Origin of the sequence: Nonomuraea sp. JJY05 (genome assembly GCF_043496855.1) — a bacterium.
In the GTDB taxonomy this organism is placed as follows: Bacteria; Actinomycetota; Actinomycetes; order Streptosporangiales; family Streptosporangiaceae; genus Nonomuraea.
In genome coordinates this window covers 44,270-63,044 of record NZ_JBIEIS010000031.1, presented here as the reverse complement: position 1 = coordinate 63,044, position 18,775 = coordinate 44,270, and the positions used below count along the sequence as shown (strand labels likewise).

Here is an 18,775-nt window from a genome sequence, read left to right as displayed (position 1 = left end):
GGAAGTCATGACATTCGTGAATGAGCCGTGGCGTGACCGCGGCCGCCCGTCCGCCGAACGCGTCGAGGCCCTGCTGGCCGAGATGACGCTGGAGGAGAAGGTCGCGCAGCTCGGCTCCGTGTGGATCCAGACCGACGACCCCGGCAACGTCGCGCCCCTGCAGGACCGCTTCGCCGCGGTGGAGGGGCTGGAGGAGCGGCTGCGCGAGGGGGTCGGGCATCTCACCCGCGTGTACGGCACGGCCCCGCTGTCGGCGGCGGAGGGCGCGGCCCGGCTGCGGGAGCTGCAGGAGCGCGTGGTGGCCTCGAACCGGCTCGGCGTGCCCGCGATCGCCCACGAGGAGTGCCTGACCGGGTTCGCGACGTTCGGGGCGACGGCGTACCCGACGCCGCTGGCCTGGGCGGCCACGTTCGACCCCGGTCTCGTCGAGCGCATGGCCGCGGCCATCGGCGCCGACCTGCGGGCCGCGGGTGTGCACCAGGGCCTGTCGCCGGTGCTGGACGTCGTACGCGACTACCGCTGGGGGCGGGTGGAGGAGACCCTGGGCGAGGATCCGCACCTGGTGGGCAAGATCGGCGCGGCCTACGTGCGCGGGCTGGAGGGCGCCGGGATCATCGCCACCCTGAAGCACTTCGCCGGGTACGCGGCCTCGCGGGCGGCTCGCAACCACGCGCCCGTCAGCATCGGGCCGCGAGAGCTCGCCGACGTGATCCTCCCGCCGTTCGAGACGGCGCTGCGCGAGGGCGGCGCGCGTTCGGTGATGAACTCCTACACCGACCTCGACGGCGTCCCGGCCGCGGCGAGCGCGGACCTGCTGCGGCGGCTGCTGCGGGACGAGTGGGGGTTCGAGGGGACGGTGGTGTCGGACTACTGGTCCGTGCCGTTCCTGGCCTCCATGCACCGGGTGGCCGAGGACGTCGCGACGGCGGGCGCGATCGCGCTGTCGGCCGGGATCGACGTGGAGCTCCCCGACACCCGCGGGTACGGCCGCAACCTGGTCGAGCAGGTGAAGGCCGGCCACGTCGACGAGGCGCTCGTGGACGAGTCGGTGCGCCGCGTGCTCCGGCAGAAGATCGACCTCGGCCTGCTGGACGACGGCCCGCTCGTCCCGGACGGCGCCGAGGACGTGGACCTGGACAGCGCGCGCAACCGGGAGCTGGCCGCCGAGGTCGCGGAACGTTCCATCGTGCTGCTGTCCAACACCGGCCGGGCCCTGCCCGTCGACCCGCTCGCGCCCCGGCGGCTGGCGGTCATCGGGCCGTGCGCCGACGACCCGCGTACCCTCATGGGCTGCTACTCCTTCCCCAACCACGTGCTCGACCGCTTCCCCGAGCGCGGCATGGGCCTTCCCGTCGCGTCGATCCTGCAGGGCCTGACGGCCGAGTTCCCGCACGCCGACGTGCGCTACTCCCTCGGGGCCGAGGTGTCGGGCGACGACGCGTCGGGGATCCCCGCGGCCGCCGAGGTTGCCGCCCAGGCCGACCTCGTGCTGCTGTTCGTCGGGGACCGGGCCGGGATGTTCGGCGGTGGCACGTCGGGCGAGGGCTGCGACGCGGCCGACCTGCGGCTGCCCGGCCGCCAGGCCGACCTGGTCGAGGCGGTCCTCGCGACCGGCACGCCGACCGTGCTCGTCGTGGTGTCGGGGCGGCCGTACGCGCTCGGCGCCTACCAGGACCGGGTGGCCGCCGCCGTCCAGGCGTTCTTCCCCGGGGTCGAGGGTGCGGCGGCGGTCGCCGGCGTGCTCAGCGGGCGGGTGAACCCGTCCGGGCGGCTGCCCGTGCAGATCCCGTACTCGCCGTCCGTCAACCCGTCCACCTACCTCCAGCCGCCCCTGGGGAGGAAGGCGGAGGGCATCACGGTGCTCGACCCGACCCCCGCCTTCCCCTTCGGGCACGGGATCTCGTACGCGGAGATCACGTACGAGGCCATGCGGACGTCGCAGGCGGAATACGGCACGGACGGCGCGGTCGACGTGCGGGTGACCGTGCGCAACGACGGCGCCCGGCGTGCCGAGGAGGTCGTGCAGCTCTACGCCACCGACCCGGTGGCCCAGGTCGCCCGGCCCGCCCAGTGGCTGGTCGGCTTCGCCCGCGTGCCCCTGGACGCGGGGGAGAGCCGCGAGGTGGTCTTCGAGGTGCCCGCCGAGGCGTTCTCGTTCACCGGGCTCGGCGGGCGGCGGCTCGTCGAACCGGGGGAGATCGTGCTGTCCTCCGGGCCGTCGGCCGGCGACCTGCCGCTGAGCGCGTCGATCCGGCTGGTCGTCGACCCCGGCAAGAAGGGCTGAACGTGCGCACGTACGACAACCCGGTCGTGGCCGGGTTCCACCCGGACCCCAGCGTGTGCCGGGTCGGCGAGGACTACTACCTTGTATGCTCCAGTTTCGAGTATTTCCCCGGCGTCCCGATCTTCCACAGCCGTGACCTCGTGCACTGGCGCCAGATCGGCAACGTCCTCGACCGGCCCGCGCAACTGAACCTGCCGCCGGACGTGTCCGCCTCCGGCGGCATCTACGCGCCCACCATCCGCCACCACGACGGGCGTTTCTACCTGATCACCACCAACGTGCTGGCCGGCGGCAACTTCATCGTCACCGCCGAACGCCCCGAAGGCCCCTGGTCCGACCCGGTCTGGATCGACCTGCCCGGCATCGACCCCGACCTGACCTGGGACGAGGACGGCGCCTGCTGGTGCGCCTTCTCCGGCACGCAGGTGGCGCGCATCGATCCGGCCGAGGGCAAGGTGCTGGAGGGGCCGTACCAGGTCTGGTCCGGCACCGGCGGGAAATATCCGGAAGCGCCGCACCTCTACCAGGTGGACGGCTGGTGGTACCTGCTCATGTCCGAAGGCGGCACCGAGCGCGGCCACGCCGTCTCGATCGCGCGCGCCCGCTCGCCGCGCGGCCCGTTCGAGCCCGGCCCGGTCAACCCGATCCTGACGCACCGCGGTACCGACCGGCCCATCCAGAGCACCGGCCACGCCGACCTCGTGCGGGCCGCCGACGGGACCTGGTGGATGGTCCTGCTCGGCACCCGCCCGCGCGGCTACACCCCCGAGTACCAGGTCCTCGGGCGGGAGACGTTCCTCACGCCCGTACGGTGGGAGGACGGCTGGCCGGTCGTGGGCCCCGTCGAGGAACGCCACCCCGCGCCCGCCGCCTGGCACCCGCTCCCGCCCGAGCCCGCCCGCGACGACTTCGACGAGCCCTCGCTACGGCACGGCTGGATCTCGCCGCGCGGCCGTCCGGACGGCTCCTGGTCGCTGACCGAGCGGCCCGGCCGGCTGACCCTGCACGCCACCGGCCCGACCCTCGACCGCCCCGGCCACACCTTCGTCGGCCGCCGCCAGCAGCACCACGACTGCCGCGTCACCGCCCTCCTGGAGCCGGGGGCGGGCACGGCCGGGGTGTCGGTCCGGATGGACGAGGCCCACCACTACGACCTGGAGGTCCAAGGGGGGCTGGTGCGGGTGGTCGCCCGGATCGGCCCGCTCCGGCAGTGCCTGGCGGAGCGGCCGGTGCCGGCCGGGCCGCTCACGCTCGCCCTCGACCTCCGCACCCGCGACATCCTGCCGCCGTCCGTCATCTCACCGGCCGACGAGCCGGTGGGGGTGTCCGGCCGCGGGCCCGACACCATCGCCTTCTCGGTGGACGGCGCGGTCCTGGCCGAGCTGGACGGGCGCTATCTGTCCACCGAGGTGGCCACCGGCTTCACGGGGCGGGTGATCGGGATGTACGTGACGGAGGGGAGCGCGAGCTTCGACTGGTTCGACTACCAGCCCACCGCCCACTGACCGCCGACCTTGGGAGGGGCAGTGACCCCCGCCCGGCTTGCTGACCCTGCGGGAGGGGCCCCACCTCGCCACCCCTCCCGCAGCACCGCGAGGCGTTGGACGGAGGCGAGCGGCCCTCCCCGTGGGGCGGGTCGTCTCTTCTCCCCGCGGAAGGACGGCGGTCCGTGCGACGGGACCTGTCTCCCTCCCCACGGAAGGACGGCAGTCCGTGCGGTGGGGACCTGTCCTCTCTCCTCCCGGAGGACCGCAACCCCGTGCGGGGGGACGGCGGTTTAAGGTGCTTCCCTTATTAAGGCAGTCGCCTTAGGGTTGAGGGCGACTCGTCAACGACAATGGGGGCGTCATGACCGAAACCATGCCCGATTACCCCTTCCCGCGCACGACGGCACTGGAGCCGCCGAAGGAGTGGGCCGAGCTGCAGGACCGCTGCCCCGTGGCCCACGTACGGCTGCCCAGCGGCGACGCCGCCACGCTGCTGACCCGCTACGACGACGTCCGCGCGCTGCTCACCGACACCAGCTTCCAGCGCGGAGGCGAAGGCGCGGCGCGGGTGTCCACGACGGAGGACGGCGGGATCTTCACCCGCACCAGCACCACGCGCCTGCGGGAGGGCGAGGACCACCTGCGGTGGCGGCGGCTGCTCAGCAAGTCCTTCACCATCCGCAAGATGGAGTCCTGGCGCCCCCGGGTGCAGCAGATGACCGACGAGCTCATCGACGACCTGCTCAAGTCCGGCTCGCCCGCCAACCTGTCGCTCCAGCTGGGCCTGCCGCTGCCGGTGCGGGTCATCTGCGCCCTCGTCGGCGCCCCCAGCGAGGACCAGGACAAGTTCGCGCACTGGTCCCAGGTCATGCTGACGCTGACGCGCTACACGCAGGAGGAGGTGCTGAAGACGTACGAGGAGTTCGGCGCGTACGTCTCGGCCCTGGTCGAGGAGAAGCGGACGAACCCCGGCGACGACCTGCTCAGCGAGCTGACCCAGATCTCCGACAGCGAGGACGGCCGGCTCAGCCACGAAGAGCTGATCACCACCGTGATGGCGCTGCTGCTGGCCGGGCACGAGACCACGTCCAACATGATCGCCATCATGGCCGCGATGCTCCTGGCCGAGCCGGAGCGCTACCAGGCGGTCATCGAGGACCCGGAGCTGATCCCCGGCACCGTCGAGGAGATTCTGCGGCTGGACAGCACGCTGAGCGTGGTCGGCTTCCCCAGAGTCGCGACCCAGGACTCCGAGTTCGCCGGCACCGTGGTGCCCGCGGGCAGCACCGTGATCCCGTGCCGGCCCGCGGCCAACCGGGATCCGCGCAAGTTCGCCGACCCGGACGCGTTCGATCCGCGCCGGGACAACGCCAATCAGCACCTGACATTCGGCGCGGGGCCGCACTACTGCCTCGGCCAGCCGCTGGCCAGGCTGGAGCTGCAGGTCGTGCTCGGCACGCTCGCCCGCAGGCTGCCCACCCTGCGCCTGCGCGACAGCGCCGACGCGCTGCGGTTGCGCACCGGGCTGCTGTCGGGCGGGCTCCAGGACGTGTGGGTCACCTGGTGAGCTCACGATGACCGTCCAGGCGTCCACGCGTGCGGTGACCGCCAGGAGCGCGATCATGCGTGCGGCGGAGCGCCTGTACGCCACCGAGGGCTTCGCCGGGGTGTCGATCCGGCAGATCGGCGAAGCCGCCGGGCAGCGCAACAAGTCCGCGGTGCAGTATCACTTCACCTCCCGTGACGAGCTCGTCAAAGCCATCCTGGCCGAGCACGCCGAGGCCATGGAGGCGCACCGGCTGGCGATGATGAGCCGGCTCGGCGAGCCCGGCGGGATGTCGGCGCGCGACCGGATCCGCTGCGTAGTCCTGCCCCACATCGAACACCACATCGACCTGGGCGTCCCCTCCTGGTACGGCCGCTTCCTCGCCCAGGTCGTCGTCGAGCCCGCGCTGCGCGAGTACGCCGTCAGCGTCCACCTGGAGAGGCCGTCCCTGCGCCGCCTGTACGACGCCACCCGGGAGCCGGACGAGCCCGACCCCGGCCGGGCCGCACGGCGGGAGGCCATGACCCGCGTGCTCATCGTGCACATGTGCGCCGAACTGGAACGCGACCTGGCCACCGGCGACGCCATCGCATCGGGGCGCGATCTGGCCGGCGGCCGCATCACTGCCGCGTCCGCCGCCGAGGCCTGGCGGCGGCTGGGCGACGACCTCGTCACGGCCGTCTGCGGCCTCCTCGGCGCCTTGCGATCGGACCCGCGCTGACTGGCCACCGTCCACGGCTGCCCACCGTCCAGGGCTGACCGCGGGTCGCGTACAAGCGGGCGTCGCGCTTGTGCGCGACTTGGCCGCGGCTTGGGCGCGGCTGGGCCGGCGGGCCAAGAAGTCGCGAAGTCCGCGACAAGTGCGGCTGCCTAACGTTGCTCCGTGGACGCCCAGCAGGGCGACCGGACCCCCGCCGTGCGGCAGGGGCTCATCCGTTTCTCCCGGGAGGGGCCGCAGATGGCAGGCGAGACTTTCATCCTCACCGCGGACGGGAACGCGCGCGCCGAGCGGGTGACCGTCCTGCTCGAATCCCGCTGGGCCGAGATCGCCGACGGCCGGACGGCGCCGCGCGGCAACCCGTACCTCAGGGGCCTGATGTCGGCGCTGCTGTGGGCGGCGCTGGCCGTGCTCGGGTCGGTCATGTACGTGTTCGGCTGGGTGCTGTTCGGCGGCGGCGCCTGAGAAGGAGCGTCCGGAGCTCGGCTCGCAATAAGCTAGTGTGCTATGGAATAAATAGCACGCCCGGTTCCGGGTGGTACCGGGAGGTAGGCTGGTGGCCATGGCCGAACACGTCTCCGAGACCGTCGCGACGGACGGGAGCCCGCAGGGCATCTCGTGCGACGTGCAGTTCGTCGACGTGTTCAAGGTGCTCGGCAAGCGCTGGAACGGCATGATCATCGTCGCGCTGATGCAGCGGCCCGCGCGGTTCGGCGAGCTGGCCAAGTCGATCTCCGGGATCACCGACGGCATCCTGTCCGATCGCCTGCGTGAGCTGATGGCGGCCAGGCTCGTGGAGCGCCAGCTGGCCGACGGCCCCGCCACGGCGGTCCTCTACCGGCTCACCCCGATCGGCGAGGACCTGCGCGGCGCCTTCCAGGAGCTGCACGCCTGGGCCGCCCGCAACAACATCCACGAGCAGTGCGCCCCCTGACCGGCGGGCTTCAGCGGCGGGCGAGGTCGATGAGCTCGGCGTAGAGGGCGAGCGTCTCGTCGATCCCCGGCTCGGTCTCGGGACCGCGGCCGGAGCCGGCGAACAGGACGTGGTCGACGCCGGTGCCCTCGAGCCCGGCCAGGTCGTCGGCGATCTGGCGCGGCGAACCGCCCAGGAACGGCCGGTCGTCACCCATCGGCTCGGCGGTGAGCGGCACGTTGGCCCTGGCGACCACGGTGACCGACTCGGGGTCGCGGCCGAACTCCTCGACCGCCGCGCGGAAGGCCTTGCCGAGGTCGAGCAGCGCGTCACGCGACAGGGCCACCGGGTTGAGCCCGTCGGCGATGCGGGCGGCCCGCCGCACGCCGCCCGGCGTCATCGCGCCCAGCAGGATCGGCACGTGCGTCTGCACCGGCTTGGGGTTGATCTCCGACTCGGCGATCCGGGTGAACTTGCCGTCGTACGAGACGGGGTCCGGCCCCCAGCAGGCCCGCATGGCGGCCACGACCTCGTCCATGCCGGGCCCGATCCGGCTCATCGGCACCCCCGCCGCCTCGAACTCCTGCGGCATCCACCCCTGGCCCAGCCCGGCGACGACCCGCCCGCCGCTGAACTGATCGAGGGTGGCGAAGCGCTTGGCCAGGACGGCGGCCGGGTGCAGCAGGGCGTCGATGATGCTGGTGCCGAGCTTGACCCGTTCGGTGAGCGCGGCCACGTAGCTCAGGGTCTCCAGCGGCTCGTAGGTCTGCCGGTAGACCTCGGGCACGGGCTGCGGCTCCCCGCCGCCCATCGAAACGGGTGCGACGGGCCGCAGCAGCCTCTCGTAGGTCCACACCGAGTCGTACCCGAGCCGTTCGGCCTCGCGGGCGACGCGGGCGATGTTCTCCGGGCCGGCCAGCGGGCCCGACGTGGGTAGGGCGATACCTAGTTCCATGGCCGAAGCGTACTATATTTTTCATAGTTCGCTAGGTAAGGCTGAGTGGGCTGCGGGAGCTGTAGTGCCTGCTGCGGTAGTTCTCCGGGCTGAGCCCGTACGCGGCCCGGAAGGCGTGGCTGAAGTGGGGGGCGCTCGTGAGGCACCAGCGGTGTGCGATGGCGCGGATCGACCGGCATGCTGGTCCGCTCGTCGTGGAACCGAAATCTCGGCCGCCCATCCAGGACGTTGCACAGGATGTTCCGCCCCTGGCATTGACCGCGAGGGCGACCTGTCATACCTTCCCAACCGAAATGTTCGATTTCTGCCCGAAATTTTCGGGAGGCCGGATCTATGGGTAGGGCGCTGAAGTTGGCCATCGTCGCGGTTCTGGGACTCGCCATGGGCACTGCCGGGGCGGCCGACGGGGCGGCGTCGCCCGGCGGGCACTGGGTCACCACGTGGACGGCGATGCCGCAGCTCACCGAGCCGGGCAACATGCCGCCCGCGCCGTACACGCAGGAGAACCTGGTCCTGGCCGACAGCACCGTACGGCAGACCCTGCGGGTGTCGGTCGGCGGGCAGCGGTTCCGGCTGCGCCTGTCCAACGCGTTCGGCGGCGCGCCGCTGCCCGTCACCCGCGTCACCGTGGCGCTCCCGAGCGGCGGCAAGGCCGGGGTGAGCGCGATCCAGCCGGAGAGCGTCCGGCCGGTGACGTTCTTCGGCCGGCCCTCGGCGGTCGTGCCGGTCGGGGCGCAGGTCGTGTCCGACCCGCTCGACCTCACGCTGGCCGCGGGCACCGTACTGACCGTGACCCTCTACCTGGCCGACGGTCAGGCCTCGACCGACATCACCTCGCACCCCGGCTCCCGGACCACCTCCTACCTCGCCAGAGGCAACCAGGCCGACGCGGCGGACCTCACCGGCGCCACCCCCGTCGACCACTGGTACTTCCTCAGCGGCCTCGAGGTCTGGGCCAAACCCGCCACCGCGACGCTCGCCCTGGTCGGCGACTCGCTGACCGACGGCAGGGGCTCCACCACCAACCAGAACAACCGCTGGCCGGACCAGCTCTTCGACCGCCTGCGGGCCGACCGCCGCACCGCGGGCGTCGCCTTCGCCAACCAGGCGGCGGGCGGCAACCGCGTGCTCAACGACGGGCTGGGCCCCAACGTCCTGGCCCGCCTCGACCGGGACGTGCTCGCGCAGAGCGGCGTGAAGTGGCTGATCCTCTTCGAGGGCGTCAACGACATCGGCACCGCGGACGCCACCCAGGAGGCCCAGAAGAGGGTCGCCGACGAGCTGATCGCCGCCTACGACCAGATCATCGTGCGCGCCCACGCGCAGGACCTCCAGGTGTACGGCGCCACGATCACGCCCTTCGGCGGCAGCTTCTACGACGACGCCCAGGGCTATCGTGAGGCGGCCCGGCAGGCGGTCAACGACTGGATCCGCACGAGCGGCGCGTTCGACGCGGTGATCGACTTCGACCGGGCGCTGCGGGATCCGGCCGATCCCCGGCGGATGCTCGCGGCCTTCGACGTGGGCGACCACCTGCACCTGAACCCGGCGGGCTACAAGGCGCTCGCGGACGCGGTGCCCGCGCGGTTGCTGCACCGGTAGGGCCCCGTTTCGCGACCCGCCGCACCCGTGTGACCCTCCGTGCTTCGGCTGAGGTCCCCTTGGAGAGGGGCCTTCGGAGGGGAGACCGGCAACCGGGAAGAGCATCCCCTCCCCGAAAGGATCCCAAGGGAGGGGAGCGGGGTGTCAGTCCCAGGGCTGCCGGTAGGACGGCTGGTAGGCGTGCAGGCGCAGGCGCAGGGTGAGGGTGACGGTGGTGCCGGCGGGCAGCTCCACCGTCAGGTGCGGGCCGTTCACCGCGGTCTCGGTGACCGACCGCACCGGTTCGTGGTGGACGTACTCGGTGTCGTGGCCGGTCCAGCCCGGCTCGGCGCCCGTGGCCGTGACACCGGCGATCTCGTGCTCCCCGAACGCCCCCGCCTGCACGACCAGCACCTGGTCGGCGGTGGCGGAGAGGTTGACGAGCGTGACCACCGTGGCCTCGGGCTCGATCGAGCTGACGAGCGCCGCCACCTGCTCGGGCACGCCGGGACGGCGGCGTACGGCGTCGAAGTAGCGGACCCTGGCCTGCTGCAGGCCCCCGTTGTAGATGACCTGCGGCCCGCCCCACATGAGTTGAGTGAGGGCCTCGGTCACCACGGGGTTGACGTTCTGCCAGAGGTGGATGTCCGATTCGGGCAGGTCGCGGTCGGCGTTGGCGAGCAGCAGGGCGATGCGGCGGCGGGCCTGGGCGTGCGCGGCGGCGAGGATCCGCTCGGGGTAGCCGGGGTTGTCGCCGCACAGGTACGCGTACCAGGGCTCCTCGTGCCCGGCCTCCTCCTTGTCGCGGAACGGCCGCACCGTGGCCCAGTCGTAGCCGGTCGCGGCGCGCAGCGCGTCCAGGCGGGCGCGGTCCTCCGGGGCGCCGGTGTGGTGCCAGAGCGCGAGCGGCACCGAGGTCTGGACCGGGTTGTAGTCGAACCAGCCCTTGTCGCTGTGCCGATAGGGGACCAGCAGCGTCGGCACGTCCACGTCGGAGCCGAGGTGGGCGCGCCAGCGGCCCTGGTTGGCCGAGTCGCTCTGGCTGAACGGCAGCTTCACGCCCATGGCGATGACCGCGTCCAGCAGCGACCTGACGAGGTCGAGGTAGCCGTCGTCGCGGGTGGCCAGGGCGGCGCTGAGGGCGCCGACGGCCGACGCCTGGCCGATGCTGTACATGCCGTGCGGCCAGGTCCAGCCGTAGTGACCGCCGTACCAGCGTCCGTCGAGCAGGCTGCCGACCACGCCGTCGAGGCCGACGTTGTCGGGGACGACACCGCCGTTCTCCTCGGCCCGGCGCTGCCAGGCGCCGACGTACTCGCGCAGCCAGGCGGCGTACCGCTCGTCGCCCGAGACGAGGTAGGCGTTGCAGACCAGGCCGGCCACGCTGAGGTTGCCGACCGTGTCGCCCCGGCCGAGGCGGTGCTGCATCTCGGCGCCCAGGCGGGGGTCCTCGGCGAGCGGCGGCACGGGCGCGCCGTCGGGGACGAGCCAGTCCAGCGGGTAGCCGTACTGCGCCGCTTCCGCCGGAGTCCACGGATATGAGGGCGAGCCGGACACCCCTTCCCGCGCCCCCCGGCTGCCGTTGTGCGGCGCCTTGATGATGTGGCGCGCCGGGTCGTAGTTGCCCTTGGCCGGGTCGAGATAGAGGTCGGCGAACCTGGTCGCCCGCCCGGCCCAGGCCGCCGGGTCGGCGGCGGTCAGGAAGTACGTGAACAGCAGGCTCTCGCCCTGGTGGAACCAGTCGTAGCCGATCTCGAACTCGTCGGCGAACATGCCCAGCTCGGTCATCTGCCCGACGACGCCGTGCCAGTGCCGGGCACTGGCGTCGAGCAGGTCGTCCGCGCCGCCCAGCAGGTAGAGCTGCGGCCAGTTGAAGAACGGCTCGAAGAAGTCGTCCGCGCCGTCGCGGGAGGACAGCCGGCCGGAATACCGCAGCGAGCCGTCCGCCCTGGTGTAGCGGTCGGAGAACAGCCGCCACCCGCTGTCCAGCAGGTCGAGCAGGGCTCGCTGGGCCAGCGCCCACGCCGGGGGGTCGAGGACGGGGACGCTGGCTTTCACGACGGTCATGTGACTCCTAGGAGAGGGGGTCATCCCTTGGTCGCTCCGGCGGTCAGCCCGGCGACCAGGAAGCGCTGGGAGAAGAGGAACACCAGCAGCACGGGAGCGATGGACAGCAGGGTCGCCAGGATCAGCTCGGGCGGCTGCACCTCGGCGTTGGCGCCGACGACGGGGTTGAACGTGGGGGTCGCGGCCAGCATCTGCGTGAGCCCGACCTGCATGGGGTAGTTGTCGCTGTCCGGCAGCATGACGTACGGCAGGAAGAAGTTGTTCCAGTTCGTCACGAAGCTGAAGAACGCGACCAGGGCGACCACCGGCTTGGCCAGCGGCAGCGCCACCCGCAGGAACGTCGCGCTCTCCCCGCACCCGTCCAGCCGCGCCGCGTCGAGCAGCTCGCCGGGGACGCTGGTGGAGAAGTAGATGTACGTCAGATAGACGCCGAACGGGAAGAACGACATCGGCAGCACGACCGAGGCCGCCTGGTTGACCAGGCCGACGTAGCTGAGCTCCAGGAAGATCGGCAGCACCAGCGCGGTCCCCGGCATGAGCATCACGACCAGCGTGACGATCAGCAGCAGCCGCCGGCCGGTGAAGCTCATGAGCGCCATCGCGTAGCCGGCGGGGATGCTGACCAGCAGGGTCAGCGCCACGGAGAACGCGGCGTACGTGACGGAGTTGCCCATCCAGGTCAGCACGGCGCCGTCCTGGAAGGCCATGAGGTGCTGCCAGTTGGTGACGAGCGAGCCGAGCGAGCCGGGCGACAGCGGGTTCCCGTGGATCAGGTCGGCCGGGCTCTTGGTCGAGGCGAGCAGCAGCCACAGCATGGGCAGGACGAAGAACACCGCGAAGACCAGCAGGAACGCGATGACGAGCACTTTCGCGACAGCCCGCGCGGGGTCAGTCCGTGTCAAAGAGACCTCCCCGCGCGACGAACAGCCCGGCGCAGCACAGCGCCACGATGAGCAGGTCGACGGCGATCGCCGCGGAGCCGTTGAAGTCGTTCTGGTTGAAGGCGTACAGGTATGCCAGCTGGTTGATCGAGTAGTCGTTGCCCACCACGCCGAAGCTGGCCTGGGAGATGAGCTGCGGCTCGACGAAGAGCTGCGTGCCCGCCGCCAGGGACAGGATCAGCATGTAGACGATCCACTTGCGCAGCATCGGCAGCTGCACCCGCAGCGCGATCTTCACCGGTCCGGCGCCGTCCACCCGGGCGGCCTCCATGACCTGGTGGGGGATCGTGTTCAGCGCGCCGTACATGACCACGATCCAGCCGCCCGCGCCGGTCCAGAACGCGATCAGGGTGAAGATCCACGGCAGGTGACCCGGCGAGATCACCTGCACGAAGGTCTCGCCCCAGAGCGCGCGGACGAGGTCGTCCACCGGGCTCACGGACGGGTCCAGCATGAACAGCCAGAGCAGCACGCTGGACGCGCCCGCCAGCGCGCCGGGGACGTAGTAGACGAACCGCAGCGCGGCCCGCGACCAGCCCGCGGTGAGCCGGTGCACGAGCAGCGCCAGCAGCAGGACCAGCACGGTCAGGGTGACCAGCCAGAGCACGAGGTAGGTCGCCACGTGCTCGACGGCGGCCAGGAACCGGAAGTCCTGCGCGGTCCTGACGAAGTTGGTGAAGCCGGTGAAGACGCCGCGGGCGTCGGTGAAGGCCAGGTTGAGCGCGTACACCGTGGGCACGATGCCGAACGCGACCAGCAGCACCACGTACCCGGAGACGAAGACGTGCCCGGCGGAGAGCCGCAGTCTCGATCCGATCACTTGGTGACCTGGTAGCCGAAGACCTGGGCCTGCTGCTCGATGGCCGTCTGCCACTCCGGCAGCAGCGACTCGATCGTCTTGCCCGCGGTCTGCCCGGGGATGACGGTCTTGGCCCAGACCGCCTCCTGGCTGAACTCGGGCGAGCCCCAGCCGGGCCACACCTGCCCGGCCGCGGCCGAGATCGGGCCGGCGAGGTCGCCGGCGTAGTAGCCGCTGTCCTGCTGCTTCTTGATCCACTTGGTCGCGGCGGGCGCGTACGCGGGATAGCCGGGGGAGAGCTCGACCTGGTACGCGTCGGCTGTGGCGACCCAGCTGATGAAGTCCTTGGCCGCGTCGAGGCGCGCGCTGTGCCGCGACAGCCACCAGGTGCCGCCGCCGACATTGCCCGTCACCGGCGTGCTCTGGTCGGACCAGCGCAGGGCATCGCCCACGGCCAGCTCGCCCTTCGGGGTCTTGAGCGTGCCCTGGAAGACCGCGCCGCCGTACCACGCGGGGCCGGGCAGCATGAGCACCTTGTCGCCCTGGCTCTTGGCGAACTCGGGGCCGAACAGGGACAGCATCGACATGGTCTTGTTCGCGACGAGCTTGTCCATCATCTTCGCAGTGCGCACGCACTTGGCGTCGGTCGCCTTGACGGTGATCGCCTTCGGGCCGGTGACCTGGTTGGCCGGGCACTCGCCGCCCCACATGTAGATCTCCGGCGCCCACGCGTCACCGGCGGTGCCGATGATGTAGCCGGGGTGCTCGGCGGCCACCTTCTCGCCCAGCGCCTGGTACTCCTCCCAGGTGGTGGGCAGCGGGTAGCCGAACTTGTCGAGCAGCTTCTTGTTGTACCAGAGCACGACCTGCGCCAGGTCGTTGCGCAGGCAGTAGACCGTGCCGTCCACGGTGCACACGTCGAGCGCGCCCTTGGCGAAGCCGCTCAGCGTGGCGTCGTCGAGCAGGCCCTTGTTGAGCGGGGCGACGAACGCGTTGTCGCCCTGCGAGGCCCAGGACGCGGTGTTGTTGTCGGTGGTGAACACGACGTCCGGCCAGCCCTCGCCGGCCCGGTCGAACAGCTGCACCTTGGTCTTGAGCGTGTTGGAGCCGTTGGCGTTGCCGTCGTAGGTGACGATGTCCAGCTGCACGTCGGGGTGTGCCTTCTGGTACGCCTTCGCGGCGTCGAGCCGGGTGGAGTCCACCCACACCAGGAGCTTGCCGGCCTTCTGCTCGGCGGGGGTGAAGCCGTACTGCGATCCGGCGGAGCCGGTCGGCTTCGCGGCAGTCGGCGCGTTCGGGGGAGCGCAGGCCGCGACGGCGAGCAGGGCCGCTGCCGCGGTGACCGCCAGGTGGGTGCGTCGTCTCATGGGGCTTCCTTCGGACAAGGCGGCTTGAGGTACGTAAACGCCGTGTTTCCGGATATGACATCATACGTGTGACGTATTCACAATGCCCTACACTGAAGGGCGTTCAGGCGGACGGGAGGATGCGTTGACTCAGCACGCGACTACGGGGCCGTGGGATTCGACGCGGAGTTCGCAGCCGCCCGAGCGGGCCGGCAAGCGGCCACCGCGCCGGGTGCGCGGGGCCAAGCTGGGCACCACCGTGGTCGAGCAGCTGGTCGACGACATCGTGCGCGGCACACTGCCGCCCGGCGCGGCGCTCCCGCCCGAGGCCGACCTCTGCGAGGAGTTCGGGGTCAGCCGGACCGTGATCCGCGAGTCGGTCAAGGTGATCCAGGAGAAGGGCCTGGTCAGGATCGAGCACGGTCGCGGCACCCAGGTCACCGACCCCCGGCAGTGGAACCTGCTCGACGACGTCGTGCTCACCGCCGTCATCGCGCACGACGAGAACGTGACGTTCCTGGACGAGCTGGTGTCCGTGCGCACCGCCCTGGAGGCCGAGATGGCCGGCGCCGCAGCCTTGACGCGCACCTCCGACGACGAGGAGCGCATCGGCGCCGAGCTGGCGGTCATGCGGGCCAACCTCGCCTCCACGCCCGACTTCGCCGCCGCCGACGTGCGCTTCCACGACATGATCATGGCCGCGTCGCGCAACCGGCTGGGGCGGGCCATCGTCAACAGCATCCACGACAAGGCCCGTACGAGCATGCTCTACCACGGCGAGTACAACGAGGCCGTGATGCGCCAGACGCTGGCCGAGCACCAGGCCATCAAGGACGCGATCGCGGCCGGCGACCCGGAGGGGGCGGCGGCCGCGATGCGCAAGCACATCACCGACTCCTGGAACCGCCGCCGTCCGTAATAGGCCCTGACGCCATAGATCCGAGGGTCCGGCTCCATCTGGACGAGTGAGACCAGAGGAGAGCCTTTGCACCCCGACCAGCAGCGAGATTTCACCGAGTTCGTCGCCGCCCGCTCGGACAGCCTGATCAGGCTCGCGTACGTGCTGACCAACGACCAGCACGCGGCCGAGGACCTGCTGCAGACGGCGCTGGCGAAGACCGCCGGACACTGGCGGCGCATCCGGGACAATCCGGAGGCGTACGTGCGCCGCGTCATGTACCACGAACAGGTCGGGCGGTGGCGAAGTCCGCGCTGGGGCCGCGAACGCGTCGTCGAGGCGCCTCCCGACCGGGCCACGGGCGACCGGACCGGCGAGGTCGACACCCGCCTCACCCTGGACCAGGCGCTGAGCGCCCTGCCCGCGCGCAAGAGGGCCGTCCTGGTGCTGCGTTACTACGAGGACCTGCCGGAGTCGGAGGTCGCCAAGATCATGCGCTGCTCGGTAGGCACCGTGCGCAGCCAGACCCACCAAGCCGTCGCCCGGCTGCGCGAGCTGGTCGGCGAGAACGCCACCCTGGAGGCCTGAGATGACCATCGACGAACAGCGGATCGGCGAGGAGCTCCGGCGGATGGCGGCCGAGGCCAGGCCCGTCGACGCCCTCGCGTACGCCCGGCGGGCACGGACCGGCGCGTTGCGGCGCCGGCGCGCGGGGTGGTCGCTCGGCGGGCTCGCGGCGGCCGCCTCCCTGGTCACGGCGGTGATCGTCGCGCTCCCGACCGGCGGCAGCGGCCCGGACACCGCGGCGGAGGTCGCCCGGCTGCCGGAGAACACCCCCGAGCAGCTGCAGGTCGTACGCGAGTGCATGCCCAACGGCGGACCCGTCCACAACATGGACGGCAACCGGCGCCTCCCCGAGCAGGGCTCGGTCGAGGACTTCCGGGTGCTGGCCGAGTACCAGGACAAGAAGGGCATGACGGCCCTGGTCGGCAGCCTCGCCGGCTTCGTCCTGTGCACCCCGACCACGCAGACGGACATGGCGGAGCGGGCGGTCTTCACGTACTGGGGGTTCAAGCCGCCCGGGGATCTGACCGGCTTCCAGGGGGATCTCCAGGTGGACGCGTACACCTCGCACATGCATTCGTACGCGACGGGGCCGGAGCGGGTCCAGCACGACGACATGTACCGGGTCGTGGTCGGCCGGGTCACCTCGGGCGTGCGCCGGGTCGAGATCGACTGGGCGGACGGGCGGCGCACCGACGCGCGGCTGGCCGGCGGCTTCTTCATCGCCCGGGTGCCGGGGAAGCTGGTGCCGGATCCCGAGGACGGGTCGGTCACGCTCCTGGACTCCCCGCCGGTCACGGTCACCGCGTATGGCGCGCAGGACCAGGTGCTGGGACAGCAGAAGGACGTGGCCTTCGGCCCCCTGGGCCGGGGGAGCGGCTCCTGAGGCCGTCCGAGCTCGTCGGCAAAAAGTTCGTGCGGACGTCCGCGACACGCCGTAGCGAACCGCTCTTTGCTGGCATTAGTGGGCACTTTTCGACGTAACTCGACATAAGAGGTCCGTGTCGGGTTCGGGGGGAGAAAGGGTCGGGGGAGCGCTCATGTACCGTCTGCTGGGTGCCGTCGTCATCATCGCACTGGCCGTCATGGCGAGGGCGGCCCACGCCTCGCCGTGGGAGGTCGACAACATCGCGCATCGGGGCGGATCCGGGTACGCGCCCGAGAACACCATCGTGGCCTGCGAAGTGGCCCGGGCGCAGCGGGCCACCATGTGCGAGTACGACGTCCAGCAGACGAAGGACCACCGGCTCATCCTGATGCACGACCAGACGCTGGCCCGCACCACCAACGTCGAGCAGGTCTTCCCCGGGCGCTCGCCCTGGCGGGTCGCCGACTTCACGCTCTCGGAGATCCAGCGCCTGGACGCCGGGTCGTGGTTCTCCGCCCAGTTCCAGGGCGAGAAGGTGCCCACCCTGGAACAGGGACTGCGGCTGATGAGGAAGACCGGGGTCGGGATGCTGCTGGAGATCAAGCACGATCCGGCCAGTACGGACATCGACGAACGGGTGGCCGCCGAGCTGCGCAAGTACCGGGACCTGTGGAGGGGCAAGCGGCTGGCCGTGCAGGCGTTCAACTGGGAGTCGATGCGGAGCCTGCACGAGATGATGCCCGACCTCCCCGTCGCGCTGCTCGGCAAGCCGGACGCCTCCCGGCTCGAGGACCTGGCCGGGTTCGCCGCCGCGGTCACGGTGCCGCACAGCGGTCTCACCGCGACCTACGTCAAGCAGGTCCACCAGCACGGCATGCGGGTCTACACGTGGACGACGGACCGGCGGGCCGTCATCCGCCGCCTCATGTCGTACGGCGTGGACGGCATCATGACCGGGCGGCCCGACCAGATCGACGCCGTCAAGCGCCGGGCCCTGCGGGTGGTCATGAGGGCTGGCGCAGGTCGGCTATGAGGTCGTCGCCGGACGTCGCGAGCCGGTGCTCGATGACGTCGGCGAGGTTGGTGTCCATGTCGGGCCCGTAGAAGTCCTCGGCCAGGTCGAGGTGGCGGCGCATCGCCTCGCGGGCGCCGTCGGGCTCGCGGTCGAGGATGGCCTCCAGGATCACGGTGTGCAGGGGCTCGCCGGCCTCCCGGACCTCGCGGTCGCTGAGGCTGCGCAGCATCAGCCCGTAGGTGAGGTCCTGGATCGCGGTGAACATCATGTGGATGACCGGGTTGCCCGAGGCCCTGGCGATGGTCTCGTGGAAGGCGAGATCGACCCGCGCCCTGGCGTGCACGTCGCCCGGCCGGGCGAAGAGCTGGTGGACCCGCAGCAGGTCGGTACGGTCGCGCTTGGTCGCGTTGACCGCGGCCAGCCCCGCGGCCTCGGTCTCCAGCATCACGCGCGCCCGCATGAGCTGGCGGGCGGTCACCCCGGCGGCGCGGGCCGCGAGGTTCATCGGCCGCATCAGGTTCTCCGCCGTGTAGTGGCGGACGAAGCTGCCCCGCTGCGGCGAGACCTCGATCAGCCCGCGCTCCTGCAGGGCCCTGAGGACCTCCCGGATGACCGGGCGGCTGACCGCGAACTCGGTCGCCAGGTCGCGCTCCGAGGGCAGGCGCACGCCGGGGGCCCAGTGTCCGGTCAGGATCCGGTCTTCGAGAACGGCGATCAGCGCACCCGGGCTGGTCGGCGCCTTTGCCTCGGTCATGGGCGACGGTTCCGCAGGGCTCTCAAGTGACGGTTTCCT

Annotated in this window: 18 protein-coding genes; 11 read left to right on the top strand and 7 right to left on the bottom strand. The window is 71.5% G+C overall.

Features of this window, described 5'->3' with window-relative positions; all coding sequences use genetic code 11:
- The first annotated feature begins 7 nt into the window (after positions 1–7).
- From ACFKCF_RS39325 to ACFKCF_RS39300, 6 genes are all read left to right on the top strand, one after another.
- A complete protein-coding gene (locus tag ACFKCF_RS39325; protein WP_394500394.1) occupies positions 8–2,284 on the top strand; it encodes a glycoside hydrolase family 3 N-terminal domain-containing protein in 2,277 nt (758 codons plus the stop codon).
- Between the two features lie 2 nt (positions 2,285–2,286).
- Positions 2,287–3,789 (top strand): glycoside hydrolase family 43 protein, encoded by a 1,503-nt coding sequence (locus ACFKCF_RS39320; RefSeq protein WP_394500393.1) that lies wholly within the window; start codon positions 2,287–2,289, stop codon positions 3,787–3,789.
- A 343-nt stretch (positions 3,790–4,132) separates the two neighbouring features.
- Complete coding sequence (locus ACFKCF_RS39315) at positions 4,133–5,338, top strand: cytochrome P450 (RefSeq protein WP_394500392.1); 1,206 nt, start codon at positions 4,133–4,135, stop codon at positions 5,336–5,338.
- A 7-nt stretch (positions 5,339–5,345) separates the two neighbouring features.
- Positions 5,346–6,038 carry a TetR/AcrR family transcriptional regulator gene (locus ACFKCF_RS39310; RefSeq protein WP_394500391.1) on the top strand — a complete coding sequence of 231 codons (693 nt, stop codon included), beginning with the start codon at positions 5,346–5,348 and terminating at the stop codon, positions 6,036–6,038.
- Positions 6,039–6,200: 162 nt separating this feature from the next.
- Positions 6,201–6,500: a hypothetical protein gene (locus ACFKCF_RS39305; RefSeq protein WP_394500390.1), complete on the top strand. Its 300-nt coding sequence runs from the start codon at positions 6,201–6,203 to the stop codon at positions 6,498–6,500.
- Between the two features lie 97 nt (positions 6,501–6,597).
- The gene (locus ACFKCF_RS39300; protein ID WP_394500389.1) at positions 6,598–6,969 is read left to right on the top strand and encodes a winged helix-turn-helix transcriptional regulator; all 372 of its coding nucleotides are present in this window, start codon (positions 6,598–6,600) and stop codon (positions 6,967–6,969) included.
- A 10-nt stretch (positions 6,970–6,979) separates the two neighbouring features.
- On the opposite strand, the gene ACFKCF_RS39295 is transcribed toward ACFKCF_RS39300, so the two are convergent.
- Positions 6,980–7,903 carry a TIGR03619 family F420-dependent LLM class oxidoreductase gene (locus tag ACFKCF_RS39295; protein WP_394500388.1) on the bottom strand — a complete coding sequence of 308 codons (924 nt, stop codon included), beginning with the start codon at positions 7,901–7,903 and terminating at the stop codon, positions 6,980–6,982.
- A 31-nt stretch (positions 7,904–7,934) separates the two neighbouring features.
- Complete coding sequence (locus tag ACFKCF_RS39290; RefSeq protein WP_394500387.1) at positions 7,935–8,123, bottom strand: AraC family transcriptional regulator; 189 nt, start codon at positions 8,121–8,123, stop codon at positions 7,935–7,937.
- 113 nt (positions 8,124–8,236) lie between these two features.
- Here ACFKCF_RS39290 and ACFKCF_RS39285 point away from each other — a divergent pair, with 113 nt between their 5' ends.
- The gene (locus ACFKCF_RS39285) at positions 8,237–9,505 is read left to right on the top strand and encodes an SGNH/GDSL hydrolase family protein (RefSeq protein ID WP_394500386.1); all 1,269 of its coding nucleotides are present in this window, start codon (positions 8,237–8,239) and stop codon (positions 9,503–9,505) included.
- A 144-nt stretch (positions 9,506–9,649) separates the two neighbouring features.
- Here the strand turns inward: ACFKCF_RS39285 and ACFKCF_RS39280 are convergent, their stop codons facing one another.
- Genes ACFKCF_RS39280 through ACFKCF_RS39265 form a run of 4 tightly spaced genes read right to left on the bottom strand, consistent with a single transcriptional unit; the run spans position 9,650 to position 14,658 of the window.
- On the bottom strand, positions 9,650–11,551 hold the full coding sequence (locus tag ACFKCF_RS39280; protein WP_394500385.1) for a hypothetical protein: 1,902 nt from the start codon (positions 11,549–11,551) through the stop codon (positions 9,650–9,652).
- 20 nt (positions 11,552–11,571) lie between these two features.
- Positions 11,572–12,453 carry a carbohydrate ABC transporter permease gene (locus ACFKCF_RS39275; protein WP_394500384.1) on the bottom strand — a complete coding sequence of 294 codons (882 nt, stop codon included), beginning with the start codon at positions 12,451–12,453 and terminating at the stop codon, positions 11,572–11,574.
- Positions 12,440–13,312 carry a carbohydrate ABC transporter permease gene (locus ACFKCF_RS39270; RefSeq protein ID WP_394500383.1) on the bottom strand — a complete coding sequence of 291 codons (873 nt, stop codon included), beginning with the start codon at positions 13,310–13,312 and terminating at the stop codon, positions 12,440–12,442. The genes ACFKCF_RS39275 and ACFKCF_RS39270 overlap by 14 nt, the downstream gene beginning before the upstream one ends.
- Complete coding sequence (locus ACFKCF_RS39265) at positions 13,309–14,658, bottom strand: ABC transporter substrate-binding protein (RefSeq protein ID WP_394500382.1); 1,350 nt, start codon at positions 14,656–14,658, stop codon at positions 13,309–13,311. Before ACFKCF_RS39265 ends, ACFKCF_RS39270 begins: the two co-directional genes overlap by 4 nt.
- Before the next feature lie 124 nt (positions 14,659–14,782).
- On the opposite strand from ACFKCF_RS39265, the gene ACFKCF_RS39260 reads away from it, so the two are divergent.
- From ACFKCF_RS39260 to ACFKCF_RS39245, 4 genes are all read left to right on the top strand, one after another.
- Positions 14,783–15,556 carry a FadR/GntR family transcriptional regulator gene (locus tag ACFKCF_RS39260; protein WP_394500381.1) on the top strand — a complete coding sequence of 258 codons (774 nt, stop codon included), beginning with the start codon at positions 14,783–14,785 and terminating at the stop codon, positions 15,554–15,556.
- 66 nt (positions 15,557–15,622) lie between these two features.
- Complete coding sequence (locus ACFKCF_RS39255) at positions 15,623–16,123, top strand: SigE family RNA polymerase sigma factor (protein WP_394500380.1); 501 nt, start codon at positions 15,623–15,625, stop codon at positions 16,121–16,123.
- A gap of 1 nt (position 16,124) precedes the next feature.
- Positions 16,125–16,985: a hypothetical protein gene (locus ACFKCF_RS39250; RefSeq protein ID WP_394500379.1), complete on the top strand. Its 861-nt coding sequence runs from the start codon at positions 16,125–16,127 to the stop codon at positions 16,983–16,985.
- A 154-nt stretch (positions 16,986–17,139) separates the two neighbouring features.
- On the top strand, positions 17,140–18,000 hold the full coding sequence (locus ACFKCF_RS39245; RefSeq protein ID WP_394500378.1) for a glycerophosphodiester phosphodiesterase: 861 nt from the start codon (positions 17,140–17,142) through the stop codon (positions 17,998–18,000).
- On the opposite strand, the gene ACFKCF_RS39240 is transcribed toward ACFKCF_RS39245, so the two are convergent.
- Positions 17,972–18,736, bottom strand: a complete 765-nt coding sequence (locus ACFKCF_RS39240) for a FadR/GntR family transcriptional regulator (RefSeq protein WP_394500377.1) — start codon at positions 18,734–18,736, stop codon at positions 17,972–17,974. The two genes, ACFKCF_RS39245 and ACFKCF_RS39240, sit on opposite strands and share 29 nt — an antisense overlap.
- Positions 18,737–18,775 lie beyond the last annotated feature (39 nt).